At 66.8% G+C, this 22869-nt stretch carries 22 protein-coding genes and 1 tRNA gene; 10 read left to right on the forward strand and 13 right to left on the reverse strand.

The annotated features are described in order from the left end of the window. The gene (locus tag VGN66_RS01765) at positions 1-669 is read left to right on the forward strand and encodes a SprT family zinc-dependent metalloprotease (protein WP_327517140.1); all 669 of its coding nucleotides are present in this window, start codon (positions 1-3) and stop codon (positions 667-669) included. Here the strand turns inward: VGN66_RS01765 and VGN66_RS01770 are convergent. Genes VGN66_RS01770 through VGN66_RS01780 form a run of 3 tightly spaced genes read right to left on the reverse strand, consistent with a single transcriptional unit; the run spans position 645 to position 3892 of the window. Then, entirely contained in the window at positions 645-2762 is a 2118-nt protein-coding gene (locus VGN66_RS01770) for a PBP1A family penicillin-binding protein (RefSeq protein ID WP_327517142.1), read from the reverse strand. The two genes, VGN66_RS01765 and VGN66_RS01770, sit on opposite strands and share 25 nt — an antisense overlap. 49 nt (positions 2763-2811) lie before the next feature. Next, positions 2812-3222: a peptide-methionine (R)-S-oxide reductase MsrB gene (gene msrB / locus VGN66_RS01775; protein WP_327517143.1), complete on the reverse strand. Its 411-nt coding sequence runs from the start codon at positions 3220-3222 to the stop codon at positions 2812-2814. A gap of 46 nt (positions 3223-3268) precedes the next feature. Then, positions 3269-3892 (reverse strand): class I SAM-dependent methyltransferase, encoded by a 624-nt coding sequence (locus VGN66_RS01780; protein ID WP_327517144.1) that lies wholly within the window; start codon positions 3890-3892, stop codon positions 3269-3271. 132 nt (positions 3893-4024) lie between these two features. Here VGN66_RS01780 and VGN66_RS01785 point away from each other — a divergent pair, with 132 nt between their 5' ends. Continuing rightward, on the forward strand, positions 4025-4348 hold the full coding sequence (locus VGN66_RS01785) for an antibiotic biosynthesis monooxygenase (RefSeq protein ID WP_327517145.1): 324 nt from the start codon (positions 4025-4027) through the stop codon (positions 4346-4348). Continuing rightward, a complete protein-coding gene (locus VGN66_RS01790) occupies positions 4345-5661 on the forward strand; it encodes an MFS transporter (RefSeq protein WP_327517146.1) in 1317 nt (438 codons plus the stop codon). Before VGN66_RS01785 ends, VGN66_RS01790 begins: the two co-directional genes overlap by 4 nt. Here the strand turns inward: VGN66_RS01790 and VGN66_RS01795 are convergent. After that, entirely contained in the window at positions 5612-7906 is a 2295-nt protein-coding gene (locus VGN66_RS01795) for a CDC48 family AAA ATPase (RefSeq protein WP_327517147.1), read from the reverse strand. The genes VGN66_RS01790 and VGN66_RS01795 overlap by 50 nt on opposite strands. A 362-nt stretch (positions 7907-8268) precedes the next feature. Here VGN66_RS01795 and VGN66_RS01800 point away from each other — a divergent pair, with 362 nt between their 5' ends. Then, positions 8269-9159 (forward strand): LysR substrate-binding domain-containing protein, encoded by an 891-nt coding sequence (locus tag VGN66_RS01800; protein ID WP_224921919.1) that lies wholly within the window; start codon positions 8269-8271, stop codon positions 9157-9159. A 42-nt stretch (positions 9160-9201) separates the two neighbouring features. Here VGN66_RS01800 and VGN66_RS01805 read toward each other — a convergent pair whose 3' ends face one another. Further along, positions 9202-9456, reverse strand: coding sequence for a hypothetical protein (locus VGN66_RS01805; RefSeq protein ID WP_327517148.1), 255 nt, complete (start codon positions 9454-9456; stop codon positions 9202-9204). A 24-nt stretch (positions 9457-9480) separates the two neighbouring features. Continuing rightward, on the reverse strand, positions 9481-11787 hold the full coding sequence (locus VGN66_RS01810) for a DNA translocase FtsK (RefSeq protein WP_327517562.1): 2307 nt from the start codon (positions 11785-11787) through the stop codon (positions 9481-9483). An 86-nt stretch (positions 11788-11873) separates the two neighbouring features. Between VGN66_RS01810 and VGN66_RS01815 the strand changes: the two genes are divergently transcribed. Both VGN66_RS01815 and VGN66_RS01820 read left to right on the forward strand, forming a co-directional pair. After that, on the forward strand, positions 11874-13091 hold the full coding sequence (locus VGN66_RS01815) for an FAD-dependent monooxygenase (RefSeq protein WP_327517149.1): 1218 nt from the start codon (positions 11874-11876) through the stop codon (positions 13089-13091). Positions 13092-13158: 67 nt separating this feature from the next. Then, positions 13159-13443 (forward strand): hypothetical protein, encoded by a 285-nt coding sequence (locus tag VGN66_RS01820; protein WP_327517150.1) that lies wholly within the window; start codon positions 13159-13161, stop codon positions 13441-13443. A 61-nt stretch (positions 13444-13504) separates the two neighbouring features. On the opposite strand, the gene VGN66_RS01825 is transcribed toward VGN66_RS01820, so the two are convergent. Together VGN66_RS01825 and VGN66_RS01830 are read right to left on the reverse strand one after the other, a co-directional pair. After that, positions 13505-14125, reverse strand: coding sequence for an LON peptidase substrate-binding domain-containing protein (locus VGN66_RS01825; protein WP_327517151.1), 621 nt, complete (start codon positions 14123-14125; stop codon positions 13505-13507). Next, complete coding sequence (locus VGN66_RS01830; RefSeq protein ID WP_327517152.1) at positions 14122-15033, reverse strand: tetratricopeptide repeat protein; 912 nt, start codon at positions 15031-15033, stop codon at positions 14122-14124. Before VGN66_RS01830 ends, VGN66_RS01825 begins: the two co-directional genes overlap by 4 nt. Positions 15034-15224: 191 nt before the next feature. Here VGN66_RS01830 and VGN66_RS01835 point away from each other — a divergent pair. From VGN66_RS01835 to VGN66_RS01850, 4 genes are all read left to right on the forward strand, one after another. Further along, positions 15225-15299: transfer RNA gene (locus VGN66_RS01835), tRNA-Gly, on the forward strand. Positions 15300-15616: 317 nt separating this feature from the next. Continuing rightward, complete coding sequence (locus VGN66_RS01840; RefSeq protein WP_327517153.1) at positions 15617-16069, forward strand: DUF2147 domain-containing protein; 453 nt, start codon at positions 15617-15619, stop codon at positions 16067-16069. 34 nt (positions 16070-16103) lie between these two features. Next, the gene (locus VGN66_RS01845; protein WP_327517154.1) at positions 16104-16904 is read left to right on the forward strand and encodes a DUF72 domain-containing protein; all 801 of its coding nucleotides are present in this window, start codon (positions 16104-16106) and stop codon (positions 16902-16904) included. A gap of 53 nt (positions 16905-16957) precedes the next feature. Beyond that, positions 16958-18034: an acyltransferase family protein gene (locus VGN66_RS01850; RefSeq protein ID WP_327517155.1), complete on the forward strand. Its 1077-nt coding sequence runs from the start codon at positions 16958-16960 to the stop codon at positions 18032-18034. Here VGN66_RS01850 and VGN66_RS01855 read toward each other — a convergent pair. The 5 genes from VGN66_RS01855 to VGN66_RS01875 are packed head-to-tail and all read right to left on the reverse strand — an operon-like array spanning position 17985 to position 22865. Then, the gene (locus tag VGN66_RS01855; RefSeq protein WP_327517156.1) at positions 17985-19136 is read right to left on the reverse strand and encodes an NAD(P)/FAD-dependent oxidoreductase; all 1152 of its coding nucleotides are present in this window, start codon (positions 19134-19136) and stop codon (positions 17985-17987) included. The two genes, VGN66_RS01850 and VGN66_RS01855, sit on opposite strands and share 50 nt — an antisense overlap. 22 nt (positions 19137-19158) lie before the next feature. After that, the gene (locus tag VGN66_RS01860) at positions 19159-20277 is read right to left on the reverse strand and encodes a CaiB/BaiF CoA-transferase family protein (protein WP_327517157.1); all 1119 of its coding nucleotides are present in this window, start codon (positions 20275-20277) and stop codon (positions 19159-19161) included. Then, entirely contained in the window at positions 20274-20792 is a 519-nt protein-coding gene (locus VGN66_RS01865) for a GNAT family N-acetyltransferase (protein ID WP_327517158.1), read from the reverse strand. Before VGN66_RS01865 ends, VGN66_RS01860 begins: the two co-directional genes overlap by 4 nt. Continuing rightward, a complete protein-coding gene (locus VGN66_RS01870) occupies positions 20792-21976 on the reverse strand; it encodes an acyl-CoA dehydrogenase (protein ID WP_327517159.1) in 1185 nt (394 codons plus the stop codon). Before VGN66_RS01870 ends, VGN66_RS01865 begins: the two co-directional genes overlap by 1 nt. 1 nt (position 21977) lies before the next feature. Then, on the reverse strand, positions 21978-22865 hold the full coding sequence (locus tag VGN66_RS01875; protein ID WP_327517160.1) for a hypothetical protein: 888 nt from the start codon (positions 22863-22865) through the stop codon (positions 21978-21980). Positions 22866-22869: the final 4 nt, after the last annotated feature.

A 22869-nucleotide genomic window follows, 5' to 3' on the forward strand; every position in this document is an offset into this window, starting at 1 on the left:
GTGCCGATCCAGATCGTCCGCCACCCACGCGCGCGGACGATGCGGTTGTCGGTCGATCAGGCGACTGGCGCGGTGCGACTGACGATCCCGCCGCGCGCGCCCGCTGGCCCGGCGCTGCGCTGGGCGGAGGGACAGCAGGAATGGATCGCCCGCGCGCTCGCCAACCGCGCGGCGCCGACGCCGTTGGAGCCGGGCGCGACGATCCTGTATCTGGGCGAAGAGGTTGGCCTCAGCTGGGACAGCGGGTTTCCGCGCACGCCATTGCTCGACGATGGGCAGATCATCGCGGGCGGGCCGCGCGGAGGCTATGAGCGGCGGATCGAGCGGTGGCTGCGCAAACTGGCGCTGGAGACGCTGAGCGGAGAGACGGCGGAGTATGCGGCGCTGTCCGGCGTGTCGGTCAGCAAGGTGGCGATCGGCGATCCCAAGGGACGCTGGGGGAGTTGCGCGTCATCGGGCGTGATCCGCTATAACTGGCGGCTGATCCTTGCCCCGCCTGCCGTGCGGCGCGCGACGGTGGCGCATGAAGTGGCGCATCGCACGCATATGAACCACAGCCCGGCATTTCATGCCTTGGTTCGCACGCTCTATGGCCGCGACCCCGCCCCTGAGCGGGCATGGCTGCGCGCCAATGCGATGCGGCTTCACTCGTTCGGGCGGTCGTCCTGAGGCGCGCGTAGCGGTTCGCGCTGCTGTTGCTGCTGCGCGGGCGGGCGATCGGCGGGATCGCGGCGCGGGGCCGGCTGGGGATCTCGCGGGGCGTCGCGGCCCGTCATGCGGTCGAGCCAGTCCTGGCTGATTGCGCCATCGTCGCCCGGAGCAGGCTCGCCGTCGATTGCCTCTTCACCCTGCCCGTCTTCGCGCGCGACCGGGTTGCCATTTTCGTCGACGAAGACGCCATTATCCGCCTCGCCCCACGCTTCGTTGTCGGGCTCGATCTGCCATTCGGGCAGCGTGACCGCCGTGTCGAACTCTTCAACCGGACGGTTGGCGACGGCGACGCGCATGAAATTGGCAAAGGCGCGTGCGGGCGCGGTGCCGCCCTGCAACCCGCCGACGCGCTTGGCATCGTCGCGGCCCATCCACACGCCGGTGGTGAGGCCCGAGGAGAAGCCGAGGAACCAGCCATCCTTGTTCGACGTCGTCGTGCCGGTCTTGCCCGCGACCGGGCGGCCGATCTGCGCCGAGCGTCCGGTGCCCGTATTGACTGCAGTCTGGAGCAAATCGGTCATCTGCGCCGCGACATAGGGGGCGACCAACACGCGCGAGGTATCGACCTCATGCTGATAGATCACGGCGCCGTTCGCGGTGACGCGGGTGATGGCATAGGGAGTCACCGCCACGCCCTTCTGCCCCACCGAGGCAAAGGCACGGGTCATGTCGATCAGGCGCACGTTGGAGGTGCCGAGCACCATCGCCGGCTGGGTATTGATCGGCGTCGTGACGCCAAAGCGCCGCGCCATGTCGGCGACGGTACCAAAGCCGGTTTCCTGCCCCAGCTTTGCCGCGACGGTGTTGATCGAATAGGCAAAGGCCGAGCGCAGCGTCATTTCGCCGCTGAACCGGCCGCTATTGTTGCGCGGGGACCAGCCGTTGATCGTCACTGGCTCATCGACCACGCGATCCTCGACCTTGTGCCCCGATTCGAGTGCGGCGAGGTAGACGAACAGCTTGAACGCCGATCCCGGCTGACGCGTCGCCTGGGTCGCGCGGTTGTAAATTGACGACACATAGTCGCGCCCACCGACCATCGCGCGGACCGCGCCGTCGCGGTCGAGGCTGACCAAGGCACCTTGTGCCCCGGCGGGCGTGTTCGCCTGAATCGCTTGAGTCGCGGCGTTCTGCATCTTGAGGTCGATCGTCGTCCACACATCGAGCGGAGCAACGGTCTCATCGATCAGCACTTCGAGCTGCGGCAGCGCCCAGTCGGTGAAATAGCGGACGCTGTTCTGCTTGGGCGCGGCCGAGAGTTTCACGGCGGCCGGGCTTGCGCGCGCGGCCTGTTCGGCGGTCAGGGCGCCGGTTTCGACCATGACGTCGAGCACCACGCTGGCGCGGCCCACGGCGGCCTGCGCATCGGCGGTAGGCGAATAGCGCGACGGCGCCTTGACGAGGCCCGCGATCACCGCCGCTTCGGACAGCGTCAGATTGGTGGCGGGGTGGCCGAAAAAGGTGCGCGAGGCGGCGTCGATGCCATAGGCGCCGCCGCCGAAATACACCTTGTTGAGGTAGAGTTCGAGGATCTGGTCCTTGGTGAACTTGCGCTCGAGCGCGAGCGCCAGGATCATCTCGCGGAATTTGCGGCCGACATCATATTTGTTCGACAGGAAGATCGTGCGCGCGACCTGTTGCGTGATGGTCGATGCGCCCTGAAGGCGGCGACCGGTGCCGCGATTGTCGATCGCGAATTTGGTGATGCGGGCGAGTGCGACCGGATCGACGCCCAAATGCGAGCGGAAGCGGCGGTCCTCGATCGCGACCATCGCTTCGCGCATCGGTTCGGGGATCTTGTCGTACGCGATCCACTCGCCATAGCTCGGCCCGAGCGAGACGATCACCGTGCCGTCGGCGGCGTGGACGCGGATCATCTGGCCGTTGGGGGAGGATTTGAGATCCTCGTAACTCGGCAGCGATGCCTTGGCGGTATAGACCGCGATCAGCAGCGCGATGAACGCGGCGAGCGCGGTCAACGCAATGCCGCCACCCACCCAGAGGAGGATGCGGCGCGCCTTGGGCGAGAGCATTGGTTTACGGGTGGCCATGGGACGCTGTGTGACGATTTACGGGTGAACCGGTGCTGTCACAAGCGAATCATTCGTCGTCGGAGTCCGCCCTCGCGCGAAATTCGAGCGCGACCGAATTGATGCAATAGCGCAAGCCGGTCGGTGGTGGGCCGTCGGGGAAGACATGGCCCTGATGCCCGTCGCAGCGCGCGCACCGCACCTCGACCCGGGTCATGCCATGGCTGGTGTCGCGATGCTCGCTGATATGGTCAGGCGCGACCGGCTGCGTGAAGGCGGGCCAGCCCGATCCCGAATCATATTTATAGTCGCTGTCGAACAGCGCGAGATGGCATCCCGCGCAGCGATAGATGCCATCGGCCTTGTTGTCCGAAAGCCGCCCGGAAAAGGCGCGCTCGGTCCCGGCTTCGCGCAGGACATGATATTGTTCGGGGGTCAGGCGCTGACGCCATTCCGATTCAGACAGGTTGAGCTGATCCATGCGCGCCGATGTGGGTAGCGCGCGGGCCCGCGTCAATTGGCGCTCTTCAATCCGCCGGCGCGTCCTTCCACGCCCACCACAGCTGCGCGGGGGGCACGTTCCACCATTCCATCGCATGGTCGATGCGCGCGAAATGGGGGGTCAGGAAATTGCGGACATTGGGATTGAACTGATAGACGAGGAACTGGCCGTCGGTGCGCAGCACCTGATGCGTCGCGGCGGCGATTGCATCGCCCACACCGGGCGGCAGCGTCGAGAAGGGCAGGCCCGACAGGACGTAATCGGCATGCGTCTCCCCATGATCGGCGACGATTGCATTCACGTCCTCGGCCGATCCCTGAATCGCAGAAAAGCGCGGATCGACGATGGTCGCGCGCAAATAGGCGACGAAATCGGGGTTGGTGTCGATCGCGATATATTTGGCGTTCGGCCCAAGCCGCTCGAGGATCGCGCGACAAAAGGTGCCGACGCCTGGACCATATTCGACGAAGACCTTGCAGTTATCCCAGTCCACCGGGCCGAGCATCTTGCGGATCAGCTTGCCCGAGGACGGAATGATCGATCCAACCATCACCGGGTGCTTGAAGAACCCCTGGAGAAACAGCGCCTGGGGCGAAAGCGGACGCGAAGCCTTGCGCTTCGTGCGGGCAATCGTGGTCGAACCGGTCATCAACAATCCTCAAGTCGGTGTCGCGCATCTGTAGGACAGTTGCCACGGTCCTGTCATCATCGACGTATCGCATTAACGTTGTTCGCGCCGCAGCGGTTGCGCCGGGGGGCGAAACGTTTCATCCTGAAACGGATGATACACCCGCGCACAGGGCAGGTTGCCGTGATCTTCATCTCGCAGCGCACGGGCGAGGATGGCGCGGGATATGGCGAAGCGGCCGAGGCGATGGTCGCACTCGCGGCGGCGCAACCGGGCTATGCCGGCATCGAAAGCGTCCGCGATGCCGCTGGCCTGGGCATTACCGTCAGCTACTGGGCCGACGACGCGAGCGCCGTCGCATGGCGCGATCACCCGGAGCATGCGCGCATCCGCGATCTCGGCCGGGCGCGCTGGTATGACTGGTATGCGCTGGAGGTGACGCGGGTCGACCGCAGCTATGGCTGGAGGCGTAAATGAGCGCGGCGCGGATGGACCGGACATTTGCGATCCTGTTTGCGGTGATGTTCGTGATCGCGGCGGGCAATACCGCGCTGCAATCGGTGCTGCCCGCGCTTGGGCGCTCGCTTGGCGTGCCCGACAGCGCGGTGGCGGCGGCATTTTCGGTGTCGGCGTTGCTGTGGACGATGGTCGCGCCGTTCTGGGCCAATCGGTCGGATCGCTATGGGCGGCGCAAGATGGTGCTGTTGGGGCAGGTCGGGCTGACCGCGTCTCTGTTCTTCTGTGGCCTGTTTCTGGCGGCGGGGATCAATGGCTGGATCGCGCCGGTCACCGCCTTTGCCTTCTTCGTCGCCGCGCGGATGCTGTATGGCGGCTTTGGGTCGGCGGCGCCGCCTGCGATTCAGGCGATCGTTGCCTCGCGCACCAGCCGGGACGAGCGGACCAAGGCGCTGACCCTGCTCGGCTCGGCGTTCGGGCTCGGGACGATTCTGGGGCCGGCGATCGCGCCCTATCTGGTGCTGGGTGATCTGTGGCGGGGCGGGCCGACGATCGGGCTGGCGGGGCCGGCGCTGATCTTCAGCATCGTCGCGCTGGCGATGCTGTTCGCGGTCGCCCGGCTGCTGCCGCGCAATGTCGATGAGAGCATCAGCCATGGCGCGGCGTCGAGCTATCCGTCGATCGGCGGGCAGGCGAGCGGGGCGAGCGTCGCTGCGGCAACGGCGGACAAGATCGAGCCGATCGGATTCCTCGACCCGCGCGTGCGTGCGTGGATGATCTGTGGCCTTGTTCTTGGGCATGCGCAGGCGATGGCTGGGCAGGTGATCGGGTTCCTGATCATCGACCGGCTGGGGGTTGCGCCGCTGGAGGCGATCGAGGCGACGGGGCTGGTGCTGATGATGGGGGCGGGGTCGGCGCTGCTGGTGCAATGGGGGATTATCCCGCTGCTGGGCCTCAACCCGCGTCAGTTGATGCTGATCGGGCTGAGTTTGAGCGCGATTGGCTGCCTTGCCACCGGTACCGCGACCTCGCTGTACGGGATCGCCACGGCCTATGCGCTGACGACGATGGGCTTTGGCTTCTCACGTCCTGGCTTCACCGCCGGATCGTCACTGGCGGTGCCACAGGGCGCGCAAGGGTCGGTGGCGGGGAAGGTCACGTCGATCAACGGCGCGGCGTTCATCCTTGGCCCGTCGATCGGCGTTGCGCTCTATGGCGGATGGCGGCCGCTCCCCTATCTGGTCGCGGCCGCCGCCCTGGCAGTGCTGGTCGTGTACGGCTGGTTCAGTCTTCGGACGAGCGAGTCCGCCCCTGAAGCATCCCCGGAGCGATAAAGCCGATCGGGTTGAGCGCGACCGCGTCCTGCTTCATCTTCGAGACGATCTGCGCGTACTCCTGCTCCATCTCGGGCGTGACGGTCGCGCGCGAATCGGCCAGCGCCGCTTCGAAATGCGCCATCGTCACCTCCGTCGCAGGTGGGCGTTCGCGCAGCGCGGCAAGGCCGGCGCGACGGGCGACATCCTCCAGATCCGCGCCGGTGAAGCGCTCGGTCCGCGCCGCCACTTCGGCCAGATCGACATCGTCGGCGAGCGGCATCTTCTGCGTCTGGATCTTGAGGATGCGCTCGCGCCCGGGGGCGTCGGGCACACCGACGTAGATCAGCTCATCGAGCCGACCCGGACGCATCAACGCCGGGTCGATCAGGTTCGGCCGGTTGGTCGCGCCGATCACGACGACCGACTGGAGTTCTTCCAGCCCGTCCATCTCGGCCAGGATCGTGTTGACCACGCGTTCGGTCACCTGCGGCTCGCCCATCCCCGACCCGCGCGCGGGGACGAGGCTGTCGAGTTCGTCGATGAAGATCACGCAGGGCGCGACCTGGCGTGCGCGCGCGAACAGCCGGGCGATCTGCTGCTCGCTCTCCCCATACCATTTGGACAAAAGGTCGCTCGATTTGGTGGCGATGAAATTCGCCTCCGCCTCACGCGCGACCGCCTTGGCGAGCAAGGTCTTGCCGGTGCCGGGCGGGCCATAGAGCAGAAAGCCCTTGGCCGGACGGATGCCGAGGCGACGGAACGCGTCGGGGTCGCGCATCGGCAGCTCGACGCCTTCCTTCAGCCGCATCTGCGCATCGTCGAGGCCGCCGACATCCTCCCATTTGATGTTCGGCTTTTGCACCATCACCTCGCGCATCGCGCTTGGCTGGACGCGCTTCAACGCCTCGACGAAATCCTCGCGGGTAACGGCGAGCGTTTCGAGGACATCGGCGGGCACGGTTTTGTCGCTGAGGTTGAGGCGCGGCATGATCCGCCGTACCGCCTCGATCGCCGCTTCACGTGCCAGCGCGGCGATGTCCGCCCCGACAAAGCCGAAGGTGGTGCGGGCGAGCTCGTCGAGATCGACGCGCTCCTCGATCGGCATGCCGCGCGTGTGGATGCCCAGAATCTCGCGGCGGCCGCGCTCGTCGGGAACGCCGACGATGATCTCGCGGTCGAAGCGGCCGGGACGGCGGAGCGCTTCGTCGATCGCCTCGGGCCGATTGGTCGCGGCGATGACGACGATGTTGGCGCGCGCTTCCAGCCCGTCCATCAGCGTGAGCAACTGGGCGACGAGGCGCTTTTCGGCCTCACCCGACACCTGGCCGCGCTTGGGCGCGATCGAATCGATCTCGTCGATGAACACGATCGAGGGGGCGTTCTTCGAGGCTTCCTCGAACACGTCGCGCAGCCGCTTTTCCGATTCCCCATAGGCAGATCCCATGATCTCGGGACCGTTGATCAGGAAGAATTGCGCATCCGATTCATTGGCGACCGCGCGGGCAAGGCGGGTCTTGCCGGTGCCGGGCGGCCCATGGAGCAGCACCCCCTTGGGCGGATCGACGCCGAGTCGCTGGAACAGTTCGGGATAGCGCAGCGGCAGCTCGACCATCTCGCGCAGCTGGTCGATCGTCGCGGCCATGCCGCCGATATCGTCGTACGTGACATCGGCGCGGCGCAGTTCGCGCGCCTCCTCGAACTCGTTGCGCAGCTCGATCTCGGTCTCGGCGTCGATATGCACGATGCCGCGCGGGACCGCCGACACGACGGTCAAGCGAATCTCCTGCAGCGCATAAGCGGGCGCGCGCAGATGCTGGAGCACGTTGGGTGGCATGTCCGACACGCGTTGCTGCCCGACGGTGGAAATGGTGTCGCCCTGACACAGCGGACGGCCAAGGAACGTACGGCGCAGCGCATCGCCGGATCCTTCAAGGCGCAGGTCGCGGCGGGCGGGGGCGAAGATCACGCGAGTCGCGGGGCGCGACTCGGCCTTGCGCACCTCGACATAGTCGCCCGAACCGACGCCGGCATTGGCTCGCTGAAGCCCGTCGATGCGCAGCAGCTCCAGCCCCTCATCCTCGGGATAGGGGAAGACGGCGCGGGCGGGCGTGGTGCGCTTGCCGATGATTTCGACCACATCGCCCTGTTGCAGGCCGAGCGCGTCCATCATCGTGCGGGGAAGGTGCGCGAGGCCGCGGCCGCTGTCCTCGGGCCGCGAGTTGGCGACCTGCAGCTTGCGCGTTTCTGACTCGGTATCGGCCATCGGCTCTCCTTTCGCCCGTCGGGGGGTGACGCGCAGATAGGCAGCCGGTTCCGTGTCGGCTAGAGTTGGGGGCGGGTTCGTTGGGAGTACGAACCGGTGCCGGACCCTCGCCGACGCAAAAAACGCAAAAAAATGGGCCGGTCCGAAGACCAGCCCTTTGAAAGGTTTAGGAGAGGATGCCTGAAAGGCCTGCTCTATGTGCAGTGCGGCGAGTTTTTGTGCAAGTGCGAAGAGCGTTCGCGACGATTGCAGATTCTGCAATCTGTAACATTCGCGGATTATAGCCGATGACAGGGGTGTCATGCACGGGACGCCCGCGGGAATGAGTTGCAATATGCTACGCTGCACCACAGAAATATAAGATGCGCAGGCTGCCGCCCCTCACCGCCATTGAGGCGTTCGTCCAGGTCGCACGGCTGGGATCGGTCAAGGCCGCGTCGGAGGAACTGGCGCTGTCCTCGCCCGCATTGAGCCGCCGCGTGCAGGCGCTGGAGCGGTTTATCGGCAAGCAATTGTTCGAGCGGCGGCATCAGGCGATGAAGCTGAATGCGGAGGGTGAGCGGCTGTTGCACCTGATCGCGCCCGCGCTCGATACGATGAGCGACGCGATCGAGAGCATGAACAGCGGCGCCGAAGTGCTGCGACTGCGCCTGGGAACGCCGTCGCTGTTTGCGAGCCAGCGGTTGTTGCCACATTTGACGGCGTTGCGTGCGGTGCATCCGCAACTTCACCTTGATATCGATACCGGCGGGCATGGCATGTCGCGGCTGGGCGACGGGCTGGACGCGGCGATCGTGCTGGCGCGCGATATCGAACCGACCTTGTACGGGCGGCGACTCGACCGCAACCGCATCCGCCCGGTGGCCGCGCGGCGGCTGGCGCATGGGCCGGAGGCGATCGGGCGGCCCGAGGAACTGGCGGGCTATTCGATCCTGGCGCATCGCGACATGGCGGACAGTTTCGAGATCTGGCGCGCGGCTCTGGGCCTGCCCGACCTGGAGCCGGTGTCGATCGACCTGTTCGATTCGGGATCGCTGCTGCTGGAGGCGGCGGCGCAGGGCGTGGGGATCGCGTTCATGCTCGATTCGCATCGCATCGACCCCGACGATCCGCGCATCGGGACGCTGTTCGGCGATCCGAGCGTCAAGAGCCCGTACAGCTACTGGTTCGTCTGCCGCCCCCGCGCGCTGGAGCAGCGGCCGGTGAAGCTGTTCCATGACTGGTTGATCGGGTTGTTCGATATTGAGGGGTGAGGGCTTCGACACGAAGCCTGTCACCCAGCGCCCGGACTCCGCCTAAGCCGGAGTGACAGTCACCTCGCTTGCGTCAGGCCTGCATTTGTCAGGAATATCGTCATCGTATTTATAGATGGGTATGCCGAGCGAGCGCAGGTATAGAGTGATTGCAGAGGCTTTCCCGGGGCTGTGTTCAACTATCACAGCCGCTCCATCAGTCAGAATGACTGCGCCACTCGATCCCTGTTCCGTGACAACCGAGCGAACGCTTTCAAGTTTCACACCGAGCTTCTGAAACTCGATCTCGCCATCCATACTGCAAATCCCTAGTTTAGCCGATTACAACGGCCGCCCGTCCTGATCCATCAGCACCTCGCGCCGCCCGACATGGTCGGGACGCGAGACGAGGCCGTCCTTTTCCATCCGCTCCACGAGACGCGCTGCCGAGTTGTAACCGACGCGTAGCTGGCGCTGGAGCCATGAGGTCGAGGCCTTCTGGCTCTCCGCCACCAGCTGGACCGCGCGGCGGTAGAGCTGTTCTTCCGGCGAATCCTCGCCGGTCGGGGCGCCGTCCAATGCGAACTCGCCGCCCTCCGGTTCTTCGGTGACGGCGGAGATGTAATCGGGCGCGCCTTGCGAGCGCCAGTGATCGGCGACCGCCATCACTTCCTCATCCGACACGAACGGGCCGTGGACGCGGGCGATCTGCTTGCCGCCGGGCATGTAGAGCATATCGCCCTTGCCCAGCAGCTGTTCGGCGCCCTGTTCGCCCAAAATCGTGCGCGAATCGATCTTCGACGTGACGTGGAAGCTGATTCGCGTCGGCAGGTTCGCCTTGATCACGCCGGTGATGACGTCGACCGACGGGCGCTGAGTCGCCATGATCAGGTGGATGCCGGCCGCTCGGGCCTTTTGCGCCAGCCGCTGGATCAGGAATTCGACTTCCTTGCCCGCGGTCATCATCAGGTCGGCGAGCTCGTCGACGATGATCACGATCTGCGGCAGCGGATTGAGGTCGAGCATTTCCTCCTCGTACAGCGGCTTGCGCGTTTCGGGGTCGTAGCCGACCTGGACCTTGCGGCCGAGCTTCTGCCCCTTGGCCAGCGCCTGGCGCACCTTGTCATTGAACGACCCGAGCGAGCGAACATTGACCGACGCCATCATGCGATAGCGTTCTTCCATCTGCTCGACCGCCCATTTGAGCGCGCGCACCGCCTTGGGCGGGTCGGTGACCACATCCGCGAGCAGATGCGGGATGTCCTTGTACATGCTGAGTTCCAGCATCTTGGGATCGATCATGATCATGCGGCACTGGTCCGGGGTCAGCCGGTAGAGCAGCGACAGGATCATGCAGTTGAGGCCGACCGACTTGCCCGACCCGGTGGTACCGGCGACGAGGAGGTGCGGCATCGGGGCCAAGTCGGCGATGACCGGATCGCCCGCGATGTTCTTGCCGAGCACGATCGGCAGCTGCGCGCCCATATCCTCGAACGTCTCGCTGCCGATCAGTTCGTGGAGCGACACCATCTCGCGCTTCACGTTCGGCAGTTCGATGCCGATCACGCTGCGGCCGGGGATGGTCGCGACGCGGGCGGAGACGGCGGACATGTTGCGCGCGATATCGTCGGCGAGCTGGACGACGCGGCTCGCCTTGATGCCGCTGGCGGGTTCCAGCTCGTACATCGTCACCACCGGGCCGGGGCGCACTTCGACGATCTGACCCTTCACATGGAAATCGTCGAGCACCGATTCGAGCAGGCGGGCGTTGCGCTCGAGCGCGGCCTTGTCGATCGCCGCCGTTCCGCTCTTGGTTGGTTCCTTGAGCAGGTTGAGCGGGGGAAGCTGGTAGCTGCCCTTGAAATCGAGGCTGGCCTGCACCGGCTTGGCCTTGGGCGGAGCGGGGGCGGGGGTGCGGTCGGCGATGACGGGGCCGGGGCGGGCGTCGGGCAGCGCGACCTTGCGCGGGCGCGGGGCGGCGGGGGTGAAGACATCCTCGGCATCGTCGAGTTCGGTGTCGAACGGGAGCGCATCGACGCCTTCGCGCTGCGGCCGCTTCGGCAGGCGGATATGCTGGCGGAAGTCGAACTGCACGCTGCGCGCCCACAGGATGACGCCGCCGATGCCCAGAAGCAGGCCGACTGCGCGCACGCCCCACAAGGTGACCGTGGCGTCACCGATCAGGTTGAGCAGCCCGCGCACGCTTCCCGCCACGGCGAGCCCGGCAATGCCGCCCCAACCGCCGGGCAACTCCATCACCGCGCTGCTGGAGATCGACGCAAGCGCCGCGCCCATCAGCGCGATGCCGCCGAGCGCGCCGAGCAGCATCCGCCGCCAGCTGCCCGCCGATTCGCCGCGCCACAGGCGCAGACCTAGGATCACGCCGACCGGGGCGAGCAGCACGATCGGCAGCCCGCCGATCGCGAGCAGCAGATCGGCGAGCCACGCGCCCGGCGTGCCGAGCAGGTTGCGTGCAGGGCCGCCCGCAGCGGTATTCAGCGAGGGATCCTCGCCGCTGTACGTCCCGATCGCGAGCACGGCCGCCAGCGTCAGCGCGAACAGCGCGATCGCGCCGATCAGCGCCCCGCTCCGCCGTGCCCCTGCCTTCATCGTGTCACGCCACAGCATCGGCTGCGCCCGGCTCGCCATCATCCCACCCATATGTTCGGTAATCGTTCTAAGCATTCACCTTGGGGAGTCTGGCGTCAAGGCGAGGGGTGGTTTAGGCGCTGGATATGACCCAGGCAGACCTTCTCATTCTCGGCGGCGGACTGGTCGGGAGCGCGCTTGCCGTGGCGCTCGACGCGCATGGCATCTCCAGCATCGTGATCGACACGGCGGACCCGGACGCGATCCTGGCCGCCAGCCATGACGGGCGCGCGTCCGCCATCGCCGCCGCGCCGCTGCGGATGCTGGAGGCGATCGGCCTGACCGACGATCTGGCGGGCAAGGGGTGCCCGATCGAGAGCATCCGCGTGTCGGATGGCCTGAAGCCCGGCAAGCTCGACTTCGACCCGCAGGAGGGCGAGGGCGCGCTCGGAACGATGTTCGAGAATCGCGACCTGCGCCGGGCGCTGATGACTGCGGCACAGCGCGCGCCGCTGGCCGATGTGCGGATGAAGACCCGCGCGCTGTCGGTCGAGCGCGATGCGACTGGCGTCACCGCGACGCTCGATTCGGGCGAGACGGTGCGCGCGCAATTGCTGATCGGGGCGGAAGGACGTGCGTCGCCGACGCGCGACGCCGCGCTGTTGCGGGTGGCGCGCTGGAACTACGATCACTCGGCGATCGTGACCTCGCTCCACCATGAGCATAGCCACGAGAATACCGCGTTCGAGATTTTCTATCCGCAGGGGCCGTTCGCGATCCTGCCGCTGCGCGATGATGAAAACGGGCATCGGTCGGCGATCGTCTGGTCGGTGAAGCGCAGCGAGGAAGCGGGGATGATGAAGCTGTCCGAACGCGGCTTCCTTGCCGAGGCGGACAAGAAGATGGGCGGGTTTCTGGGCAAGCTCGGGCCGTTGGGGCCGCGCTTCAGCTATCCGCTCGGCTTCCACCATGCGGCAAAGATCACGGCGGAGCGGCTGGCGCTGGTCGGCGACGCGGCGCATGGCATCCACCCGATTGCGGGGCAGGGGGTCAATGTCGGCTTTCGCGATGTCGCGGCCTTGGTCGAGGTGCTGGTTGAGGGCAAAAGGCTGGGACTCGACATGGGCGATCCCGCTCTGCTGTCGCGCTACGAACGCTGGCGCAGCCTCGACACGATGATGGTCAGCATCGCCACCGACGCGCTGACGCATTTGTTCGGGCTTCCCGGCGGCGCGGCGAATGCGGCACGGCGGTTCGGCCTGTCGGCGGTGGACAAGGTGCCTAGCCTAAAGAACTGGTTCATGGCCGAAGCGCGCGGCGAATCGGGCAAGGTGCCCAGGTTGTTGCATGGGGAGATGGCATAACCCCGCAGTCGCCCCGGCCTTGAGCCGGGGCTGGGCTTCTTGAAGCTATCCCTGAAAGGACGCTCCGATGTCGCAGGAAGCACTTCTCGACGTCCTGGCCGAAACCATCATCCTCTTGCAACGACCGGGAAATGACTTTTCATGGGCTCGCTGGAAGACTGGCTCCGAAGCCGTCGCAGAGATCAGCGAGATCATCCGTCGGATCGAAGCTGCCGAAACGATCAAGCTGCTTCCGATTCAAATGCTGTTCGCGCCGACCGGTTCGCTACAGGAGGTGAGCATAGACAGTGGGTGGGGAGACGCGTTTCTGGCGCTTTCTGCCCGCTTTGATGATGCTATCGCGGACTTGTAAAACGACCGGACAGAAAAGCCCTGTCCCGGGTCAAGCCCGGGACGACGAAAGGGGCGGTGCGCTACTGCAACGTCCCCTCTTCCCCCTCGTGCCGGCCGAAAAACTGCATCAGCTGGATGATCAGCTCGGCGCGGTCGGCGATCGTGTCGGATTCCAGCAGCGCCTGTTTGGCGGCGGGGTCGAAGGGGGCGATCTGGGCGATGCCGTTGACGAGGTTCTGGTCGTCGAGCCGCGCGACTGCTTCCCAGTCGACGGCATAGCCCTGAGTCTCCGCAAAGCGGCGCGATTCGAGTTCGAGTGCGGCGCGCGCGCCCATCGACAGCACCTCGTCCACAGGATCGGCGATCAGCTCGGCCTCGACCTGGCGGAACAATGTCGTCACCTCCAGCTCGCGCAGGATGCGGAAGCGCGACAGCCCCTCCAGCACGACGTTGTACCGGCCATCCTCCATCGCCTCGACATCGGCGATGCGGCCGACGCAACCGATCTCGAACAGCGGCGGCTTGTCCCCGCCGCCCTTCGGCTGAATCATCGCGATGCGGCGGTCGCGGGCGAGGCTGTCATTGACCATCGCCCGGTAACGCGGCTCGAAAATATGCAGCGGCAAATGCATGCCGGGGAACAGCAGCGCCCCGGGCAGCGGGAAGATCGAGAGGCGCGTGCCGGTCGCCAATGCGGTCATCCGAACAGGATCGCGGACAGCTTGCGGCGCTGAGCCGAGACCCACGGGTCTTCAAGCCCGACCGCTTCGAACAGCTTGAGCAAGCGCGCGCGGGCGGCGCCCTCATTCCAGTCCTTGTCTTCGGCGATCATCGCCAGCAGCGTCTCCGCCGCGCCCTCGCGGTCGCTCGCCATCAGTGCGCCGGCGAGGTCATAGCGCGCGTCCATGTCGCCGCCTGCCGCCCTGGCGCGCAGTTCGCCGAGTTCGCTGTCATCGGCAGCGGCCGGAGCCTCCTGCGCGATGCTGAGCGCGGCACGGGCGCGCTCGACCTCGGGCGCCTTGGCGGCATCCTCGGGCAGCGCGGCGAGCACGGTAGCGGCTTCGTCGAGGCGGGCGAGCGCGATCAGCGCGCGGGCCCGACCGGCGGCGGCCTGTGCGTTATCGGGTGCGATCTCGGCAATCTGTTCGAAGATCGACAGCGCACGCTCGGTCTCGCCGCCCGCCAGCACCTCTTCGCCCATCGCCAGCAGCGGTTCGAGTTCGGCCGCCTGCGCCGCCGCCTCGCTCTCGATCGGCAGCTGGGCGAGGATCTGGTCGAGCATCGCCTTGAGCTGCGATTCGGTGCGCGCGTTGGTGAGGTCGGCGATCGGCTGGCCCTGGAACATCGCATAGACGGTAGGGATCGATCGCACCTGGAACTGCGCGGCGATGAACTGATTGGCGTCGACATCGATCTTGGCCAGCATCACGCCCTTGTCGGCATAGTCGGCGGCGACCTTGTCCAGCACCGGCCCCAGCGCCTTGCACGGCCCGCACCATTCCGCCCAGAAATCGAGGATGACGAGCTTCGTCATCGACGGTTCGACGATGTCGCGACGAAATGCCTCGACGGCGTCCTTGTCGGCGGCGGAAAGTCCAAGCGTGGCCACGGCGAATCCCTTGTCGTTCGAGCAATGCGTTGAGTCCCCTATTTGGGCGCTCGCAGCGTCAGGGCCAACCCCCTGAGCAGGAATCACGAATCCCGCAACTTCCCCCTTGCAGACCCCGAAACCCGCTGCTAGAGGCCGCCACCTTGCCCCGCCCCCTCGGCTTCCCGAGCGGGCACATATGGCGCCAGAGAGCGGGCGTAGCTCAGGGGTAGAGCACAACCTTGCCAAGGTTGGGGTCGAGGGTTCGAATCCCTTCGCCCGCTCCAGACGGCTTGCCCAGCGGGTAGAGCCGTCGGTCCACCGAATCGATTGAACCCTAGCGTTTTTTGTTGGCCCTTCGCGCAGCAGCGCTACGGGCGTGGTTCGAATCCCTTCGCCCGCTCCAGACGGCTTGCCCAGCGGGCAGAGCCGTCGGTCTACCGAATCGATTGGTCCTTCGCTTCGCGCGTTTTACCAAACACCGCGTTTCGCAAATTGCCCCCTTCTCGCCCTTTTCCGGTCAGTCCGCGTACCTAATTATCTGTTCAAACGGGATTTCGACGTGCGGATGCGCGATCCCGAAGGACAGACAGGAGATTCAACCATGACGATCGAGGGACCGGTGCGGCGCACGGCGCGTCCGCGCGCATGGATGGTGGCGCTGGCGGGTCTGGCAATGCTGGCAACGCCGCTGGGCGCGGCGAATGCGGCCGCCAAGGGCGCGGCGCTGCCTGTCGCGAGTGAGTGGCGCAATCCCGGCAACAGCGTGCATATCCGCATCACGCCGTGCGGCGACCGGATGTGCGGGACGGTGATCTGGGCGAGCGAGAAGGCCAAGGCCGACGCGCGCAAGGGCGGCACCACCAATCTGGTCGGGGCGAATCTGTTCCGCGACATTCGCGCGGTCGGCCCGGGCGAGTATAAGGGACGCGTGTTCGTGCCCGATATGAACCGTACCTTTTCCGGGCATATGCGGATCGCGGGCGATTCGATGATCGGCAAGGGCTGTGTGCTCGGTTTCATCTGCAAGTCGCAGACCTGGACGCGTATTTCGTGATGTGAGGCGGGCGGCGGCGCGCTAAGCACGCGGCATGACGCATGCTCCCATTCGCACCGGCATCGGTGGCTGGACCTTCGAACCCTGGCGCGGGACCTTTTACCCTGAGGGGCTCACGCAGAAGAAGGAGCTGGAGTTCGCCAGCCGCCAGCTCGGCGCGATCGAGATCAACGGCACCTATTATTCGGGGTTCAAGCCCGCGACCTTCTCCGGATGGGCGGCGAGTGTGCCCGAGGGCTTCGTGTTTGCGGTCAAGGCATCGCGCTATTGCACCAATCGAAAGGTGCTGGCTGACGCGGGCGAATCGGTCGCCAAGTTCGTCGGGCAGGGGATTGTCGAGCTGGGCGACAAGCTCGGCCCGATCCTGTGGCAGTTCATGGCGACCAAGAAATTCGACGCCGAGGATTTCGGTGCGTTTCTGAAGCTGCTGCCCGCGACTCACGACGGTGTGAAGCTGCGCCACGCGGTGCAGGTGCGGCATGCGAGCTTCGCGGTGCCGGAGTTCGTGGCGATGTGCCGTGATGCAGGCGTGGCGATCGTCTATGCGCATTCGCCCGAATACCCCGCCATCGCCGATGTAACCGGCGATTTCGTCTATGCCCGACTCGAATCGGGCGAGGACGACAATCCCCTCTGCTACCCCGAGGTTGAGCTGGACCGCTGGGCCGATGCCGCGCGCTGCTGGGCGTCGGGCGGACGGCCGGATGGCCTCCCCTATGTCGAGGATCGCGATCCGCCCGTGACCCCGCGCGAAACCTTTGTGTTCCTGATCCATGGCGGCAAGGTGCGCGCGCCGGCTGGGGCGCAGGCACTGGCGACTCGGGTGCGCGGCTGAGCGCGACCGGGGCACAGTCTGCGCCGCCCGCAGCGTGGTTCCATATGGATGCGATGCGCGCCGTGCTCGCGGTGACGGTCGCGTTCGGGCATCTGTGGGGGCTGCTGGTCGAGGATTACCGGCCGACCGCGTCGCTGCTGGTGCGTGCGGGCTATTTCCTTGCGGGGTTCGCGCATTCGGCGGTGATCCTGTTCTTCGTGCTGAGCGGATACTGGATCGCGCGCAGCGTTGCGGCGCGGGCGGAGCGGGGCTGGCGCTGGGACGATTATCTGATCGACCGCGTCGCGCGGCTGGGGATCGTGCTCGTCCCGGCGCTGATGCTTGGCGGGCTGCTCGACTGGATCGGATATCATGTGCTGGAACTGCCTACGCATTACGGGCTGAGCGGGGCGTGGGTGTTCACGCAGGATCTGTCGCAATCGCTGACGCTGCGCGCGCTGGCCGGCAATCTGGTGTTTTTGCAGCATCTGATCGTCCCGCCCTTTGGCAGCAACGGGCCGCTGTGGAGCCTGGCGTTCGAATTCTGGTATTATCTGTGGTTTCCGGCGCTCTACCTTGCGCTGCGTTACCGGCGGCCCGGTATCGCGCTGGTGACGCTGGGAATCGCATTCGCGAATCCGGAGATCGCGTTTGGCTTCCTTAGCTGGCTGTGCGGCGCGGCGTTGTATGGGGCGGAGCGGCGCTGGCCGGACCTGCGCCTGGCGCGCTGGACGCCGGTCGCGGCCGGGCTGCTGTGCCTCGCCGCGCTGCTGTGGGGACGGACCGGCGATTTCGGGGTCGAGGATCCGATCGAGGCCGCCAGCTTCGCGCTGTTCCTGTTCACGCTGTTGCGCAGCGACCCGCCCCGCATCGCCGCGCTGCGGCCGCTCGCCAGCTATGGCGCGCAGGCGAGCTTCTCGCTCTACGCCATCCATTTCCCGCTGATGGCGCTGGCGGCGGGTTGGATCGTCGGCGACACGCGGCTGGCGCCCGGTGGCGAGGCGGCGCTGGCGGTGGTAGCGATCCTGGTGCTGGCGCTCGCGGCGGCGTGGCTGTTCGCGGCGCAGACCGAGGCGCGCACCGGGGCGCTACGCGACTGGCTTAGGCGTCGAGCCCAAGGCGGGCGAGCGGGTGGCCCACCGCCCCGCTGACCAACGCCGCCTGTGCGGCGGTGAACGGCCACAGCTTCGACACCGGCCCCATTACCCGGTCGCGCAGCCACGGAATCGCCGCGCCATCGGACTGATAGACCGGCGTCAGCAACCGGCTGAGCAGCTGATACAGCTGAATCTGGTCGCGGCGCAGGCGGATGGTTTCGGTGAGGGCCTCAGGCAGTGCGCGCGCGCGACGCAGGCCGAGAGCCAGGGCATAGGCGTCGAGCAGTGCCATGTTCGCGCCCTGCCCCAGCTGCGGGCTGGTCGAATGCCAGGAATCGCCGAGATGGATCAGGCCGGGTTCGACCGGCTGGCGCAAGGTGCGGTGCGCGTAGCTGGCGAAGGTTAGCTGGTCGGAATCGGTAATCTGGTCGAGCAGGGGGGCGGTCGCGGGCCATAATGCCAGCAGCTCTGCCTTCCATGCGGCGAGGCCAGCCGAGCGCCACTCGGCAAGGCGATCGCCCCGCAGCGACCAGAACAACGCCGCGCGCGGCCCCGTCGCATGGCGCGGCGTTCCGATCGGCAGCACGCCGGTCATCACGCTGGCGCGGCGATAGCGCTGCTGGAGCGCATCGGGGATGAAGTCCCCCGCCCAGTCGAGATCGGCCCAGAGCGCGCCGAACGCCAACGGACGGGTCGGGGGGACGAGCGGGGAGCGGCTGCCCATTGCATCGACGATCAGGTCGAAGCGCGCTGTCTGCGTGCCATCCGCGAAGTGCAACCGCCCGTCCGCGCACGCCGTGATCGCCCGGCCGGGTTCGATTGCGATCCCCTCGGCCAGCACCGCATCGTGCAGGATCGCGAACAAGGTTGCGCGGTGGACGCCGATGCCAACGCCGCCGCGCTTCAATGCGGCGTAGCGGACGTCGAGGACGCAGTGCTTCCCGGCATGTCCGATCAGCCGCGTGACCGGCGCGCCGCGCGCGACCAGCTCGGCCTCCAGCCCCAGCGCGCGCAGCACGGCCTGCCCGGTGGGCTGGATCAGCAGACCCGAGCCGAGCGGGCGTGGCGTATCGAAGCGCTCGAACAAGGTGACGCGATGGCCGTCGCGGTGGAGCAGCAACGCAGCGGCAAGCCCGGCGGTGCCGCATCCTGCCACCGCGATGCCGCGCGGGAGCAGCTTAATCCTCCACGGGACGTGCAGGGCTGGCGCGGTCTGAGACCATGCGCTGCCCGTCGATCACGATCGGGCTGGCGACGCCCGGCAGGCCTTCCGACGCGATCTGCATGCCACGCGCGATCACATGGGGGTCGGCGAACACTTCATCGACCGTGTTGATCGGCCCGGCGGGGACGCCCTGTTCTTCGAGCGCGTCGGACAGCGCCTGTTTGGTCCAGACCGCCACCGCCGCCTGAATCGGCGCGATCAGCCGGGCGCGGTTGCGCACGCGCGCCGGGTTGGTCGCGAAATCGGGATCGTCGGCGAGGGTGAGGCCGAGGACCGCGCACAGCTTGCGGAACTGCGAATCATTGCCGACCGCGATGATCAGGTCGCCGTCGTTCGCGGTAAACGCCTGATAGGGGGCGAGGTTGGCGTGGCCATTGCCCATGCGGTGCGGCACCTTCGCCGGATTGGCCATCCAGTTCAGCGCCTGATTAGCGAGCACCGCGACCTGGGTGTCGAGCAGCGCCATGTCGATATGCGCGCCTGTTCCGGTCACATCGCGCTGGCGCAGCGCGCCGAGGATCGCGACGGCGGAATACACCCCGGTGAAGATGTCGGCATAGGCGATTCCCGCCTTTTGCGGCGCGCCATCGGGCTCACCGGTCAGCGACATGATCCCGCCCATCCCCTGAATGATGAAATCATATCCGGCGCGGTGCGCATAGGGCCCGGTCTGACCGAATCCGGTGATCGAACAGGTGATCAGGCGCGGATTAATCGCGCTGAGGCTGGCATGGTCGAGGCCATATTTGACCAGCCCGCCGACCTTGTAATTCTCGATCACCACATCGGCATCGGCGACCAGCGCGCGGACCTCGGCCTGACCTTCGGGCGTCGCGATGTCGATAAAGCGGGCGCTCTTTCCGCGATTGGCGGAGTGATAATAGGCGGCGTCGCGGCTCACGCCGTCAGCGTCGTGCAGGAAGGGTGGCCCCCAGTGGCGGGTATCGTCGCCGGCGCCGGGGCGCTCGATCTTGACCACCTCGGCCCCCAGATCGGCGAGCAGCTGCCCGCACCACGGCCCTGCGAGGATGCGGGCGAGTTCGACGACCTTGACCCCGGCGAGCGGCTTCATGGCCGGCAAATCTCGTACACGACATGGTCGGGGAATGCCTTGCCGCCTCCGCGATGGGTTCGGCCTGGAATCAGGCTCCCGCCGATCTTCTCCATCGCGCCGCGCGAGCGGAGGTTGTTTTGCCCGACGATGAAGACCACGCGATTCACGAAGCGGTGGATGTGATCGAGCATCAGCCGCTTGATCTCGCGGTTATACGCGCCGCCCCAATAAGCGCGCGCGATAAAGGTCCAGCCGATCTCGATCTCGTCTTCCTCAGGGACCCAGCAGTCATAGCGGCTCGACCCGATCACCGCGCCGGTCGCCTTGTCGAGGATCGCGAGCCCGCCGCCGCATGCTAGCGCGTCGTCGAAGAACTTGCGGAACACCGGCTCCTGCCAGCGGTCGTTGGCCGGGTGCAGCTCCCAGATCAGCGGGTCCGACGCGACAGTGAACAGCGCGTCCCAATCATCCTCTTGGAGCGGGCGAATCGTGACCAACTCGCCCTCAAGAATCGGTTGCCGATCCGGCTCCATCAGAACGCAGCGATGCCCGTGATGGCGCGGCCGAGGATCAGGCCGTGGACGTCGTGCGTGCCCTCATAGGTGTTGACCGTTTCGAGGTTGATCGCGTGGCGCATGACATGGAATTCGGCCGAAATGCCGTTGCCGCCATGCATGTCGCGCGCGACGCGGGCGATATCGAGCGCCTTGCCGCAATTGTTGCGCTTGATGATGCTGATCGCTTCTGGCGACAGCGTGCCTTCCTCGAACATCCGGCCCGCGCGCAGAGCTGCCTGAAGGCCGAGCGCGATTTCGGTTTCCATGTTCGCGAGCTTCAGCTGCACCAGCTGCGTCGCCGCCAGCGGGCGGCCGAACTGATGGCGATCGAGCGTGTACTGGCGCGCGGCCTGCATGCACGCTTCGGCGGCGCCCATCGTGCCCCACGCGATGCCGTAACGCGCGCGGTTGAGGCAGCCGAACGGACCCTTGAGCCCCTGAACCTCGGGGAGCAGCGCGTCTTCGCCCACTTCGACCCCGTCCATCACGATTTCGCCGGTGATCGATGCGCGCAAGCTCAGCTTGCCCTCGATCTTGGGCGCGGACAGGCCCTTCATCCCCTTTTCGAGAACGAAGCCCTTGATCCCGCCGCCATGTTCGTCACTCTTGGCCCAGACGACGAAGACATCGGCGATCGGCGAATTGGTGATCCACATCTTCGCGCCGGTCAGCTTGTAGCCGCCGTCGATCTTGACCGCGCGGGTGCGCATGCCGGCCGGGTCGCTGCCGGCATCGGGTTCGGTCAGGCCGAAACAGCCGACCCATTCGCCGCTCGCCAGCTTGGGCAGATATTTGCGCTTCTGCTCCTCGGTCCCATAAGCGTGGATCGGGTGCATCACGAGGCTCGACTGCACGCTCATTGCGCTGCGATAGCCCGAATCGACCGCCTCAACCTCGCGCGCGACCAGGCCATAGGCGACATAGCCCAGCCCCGCGCCGCCATAGGTTTCGGGGATGGTCGGGCCGAGCAGGCCGAGCTGGCCCATTTCCGACATGATCTCGCGGTCGAAATTCTCGTCGAGAAACGCGCGGGTGACGCGTGGGAGCAGCTGTTCCTGCGCATAGGCGCGCGCCGCGTCGCGGACCATCCGCTCTTCATCGGTCAGCTGTGCGTCGAGCGCGAACGGATCCTGCCAGTCGAACCGGCCCATCTCGGCCATCTTACTCTCCCTGAATCATTGGTGCCGGTGCCGGCGCAGACGGTGCTGCCGGGGCCGGAGTGCGTGCGCCGGGGACAGGCTGTGCCTTGCCCTCGATCGCCGCAGTTTCGAGTATGTCGAGCGCGCGGCGCGTTGCGATGTAGCGGCCCGCCGCGGCCATCCAGCTTTCCGCGCCCTGTGCGCCGGGCAGGCGCGCGACTTCGGCCAGCGCCGCTTCGACATGTCCCTGTCCCAGCATACGGCGGGCGCGGGCGAGTCGCTCACGCGGGTGGGGGCTGGGGGCATCCTGTTTGCGGATGATGACGAGCGTCGTCAACTCGCGCTGGATCGCGCTCAGCCAGCCGTCATCGGGCTGCGAGGTGGATAGGCGCGGGGCGATCTGGTCGAACGCGACGCGCAGATCCTCCAGCGTGATCGGTTCGCCCGAGGCGCCGACGACGGTCGCCACCGCTTCGGGCGCGGCACCGCCGAGGCGACGGCGCAGCTCGCCCGCGATGATCCCCAGTTCCTGCCCGCGTTCGAGCGCGCGGCGGGCGCCGAACACCAGCATCATCGCCTCAGCCCGGCCGGCATAGCTGGCGGCGACGCGCGCATCGGCGTCGGTCGCCTTGAGGCGGGCGTCGAGCGACTCGAGCCGGGCTGCGAGTATCTGTTCGCGCGCGGCGAGCGTGGCGACGTCCATTCCGGGAGCGGTGACGGGCACGGCGGAGATCGGCGGCTGCACGACGGCGACGGGCGTATCGGCGGGGCCGCCCCACCAGTCGCCGGCGCGGAACACCACGGCCATCGCGGCGAGGCCCGCGATGAACGCGATCAGCACGGCGACCAGAATCATCGTGAGGGGATTGCCGCGCACGGGGGCAGTTGGAACCGGGGCGTCGGGGGTCATGACC

The organism is Sphingomonas sp. (genome assembly GCF_035998645.1).
In the GTDB taxonomy this organism is placed as follows: Bacteria; Pseudomonadota; Alphaproteobacteria; order Sphingomonadales; family Sphingomonadaceae; genus Sphingomonas.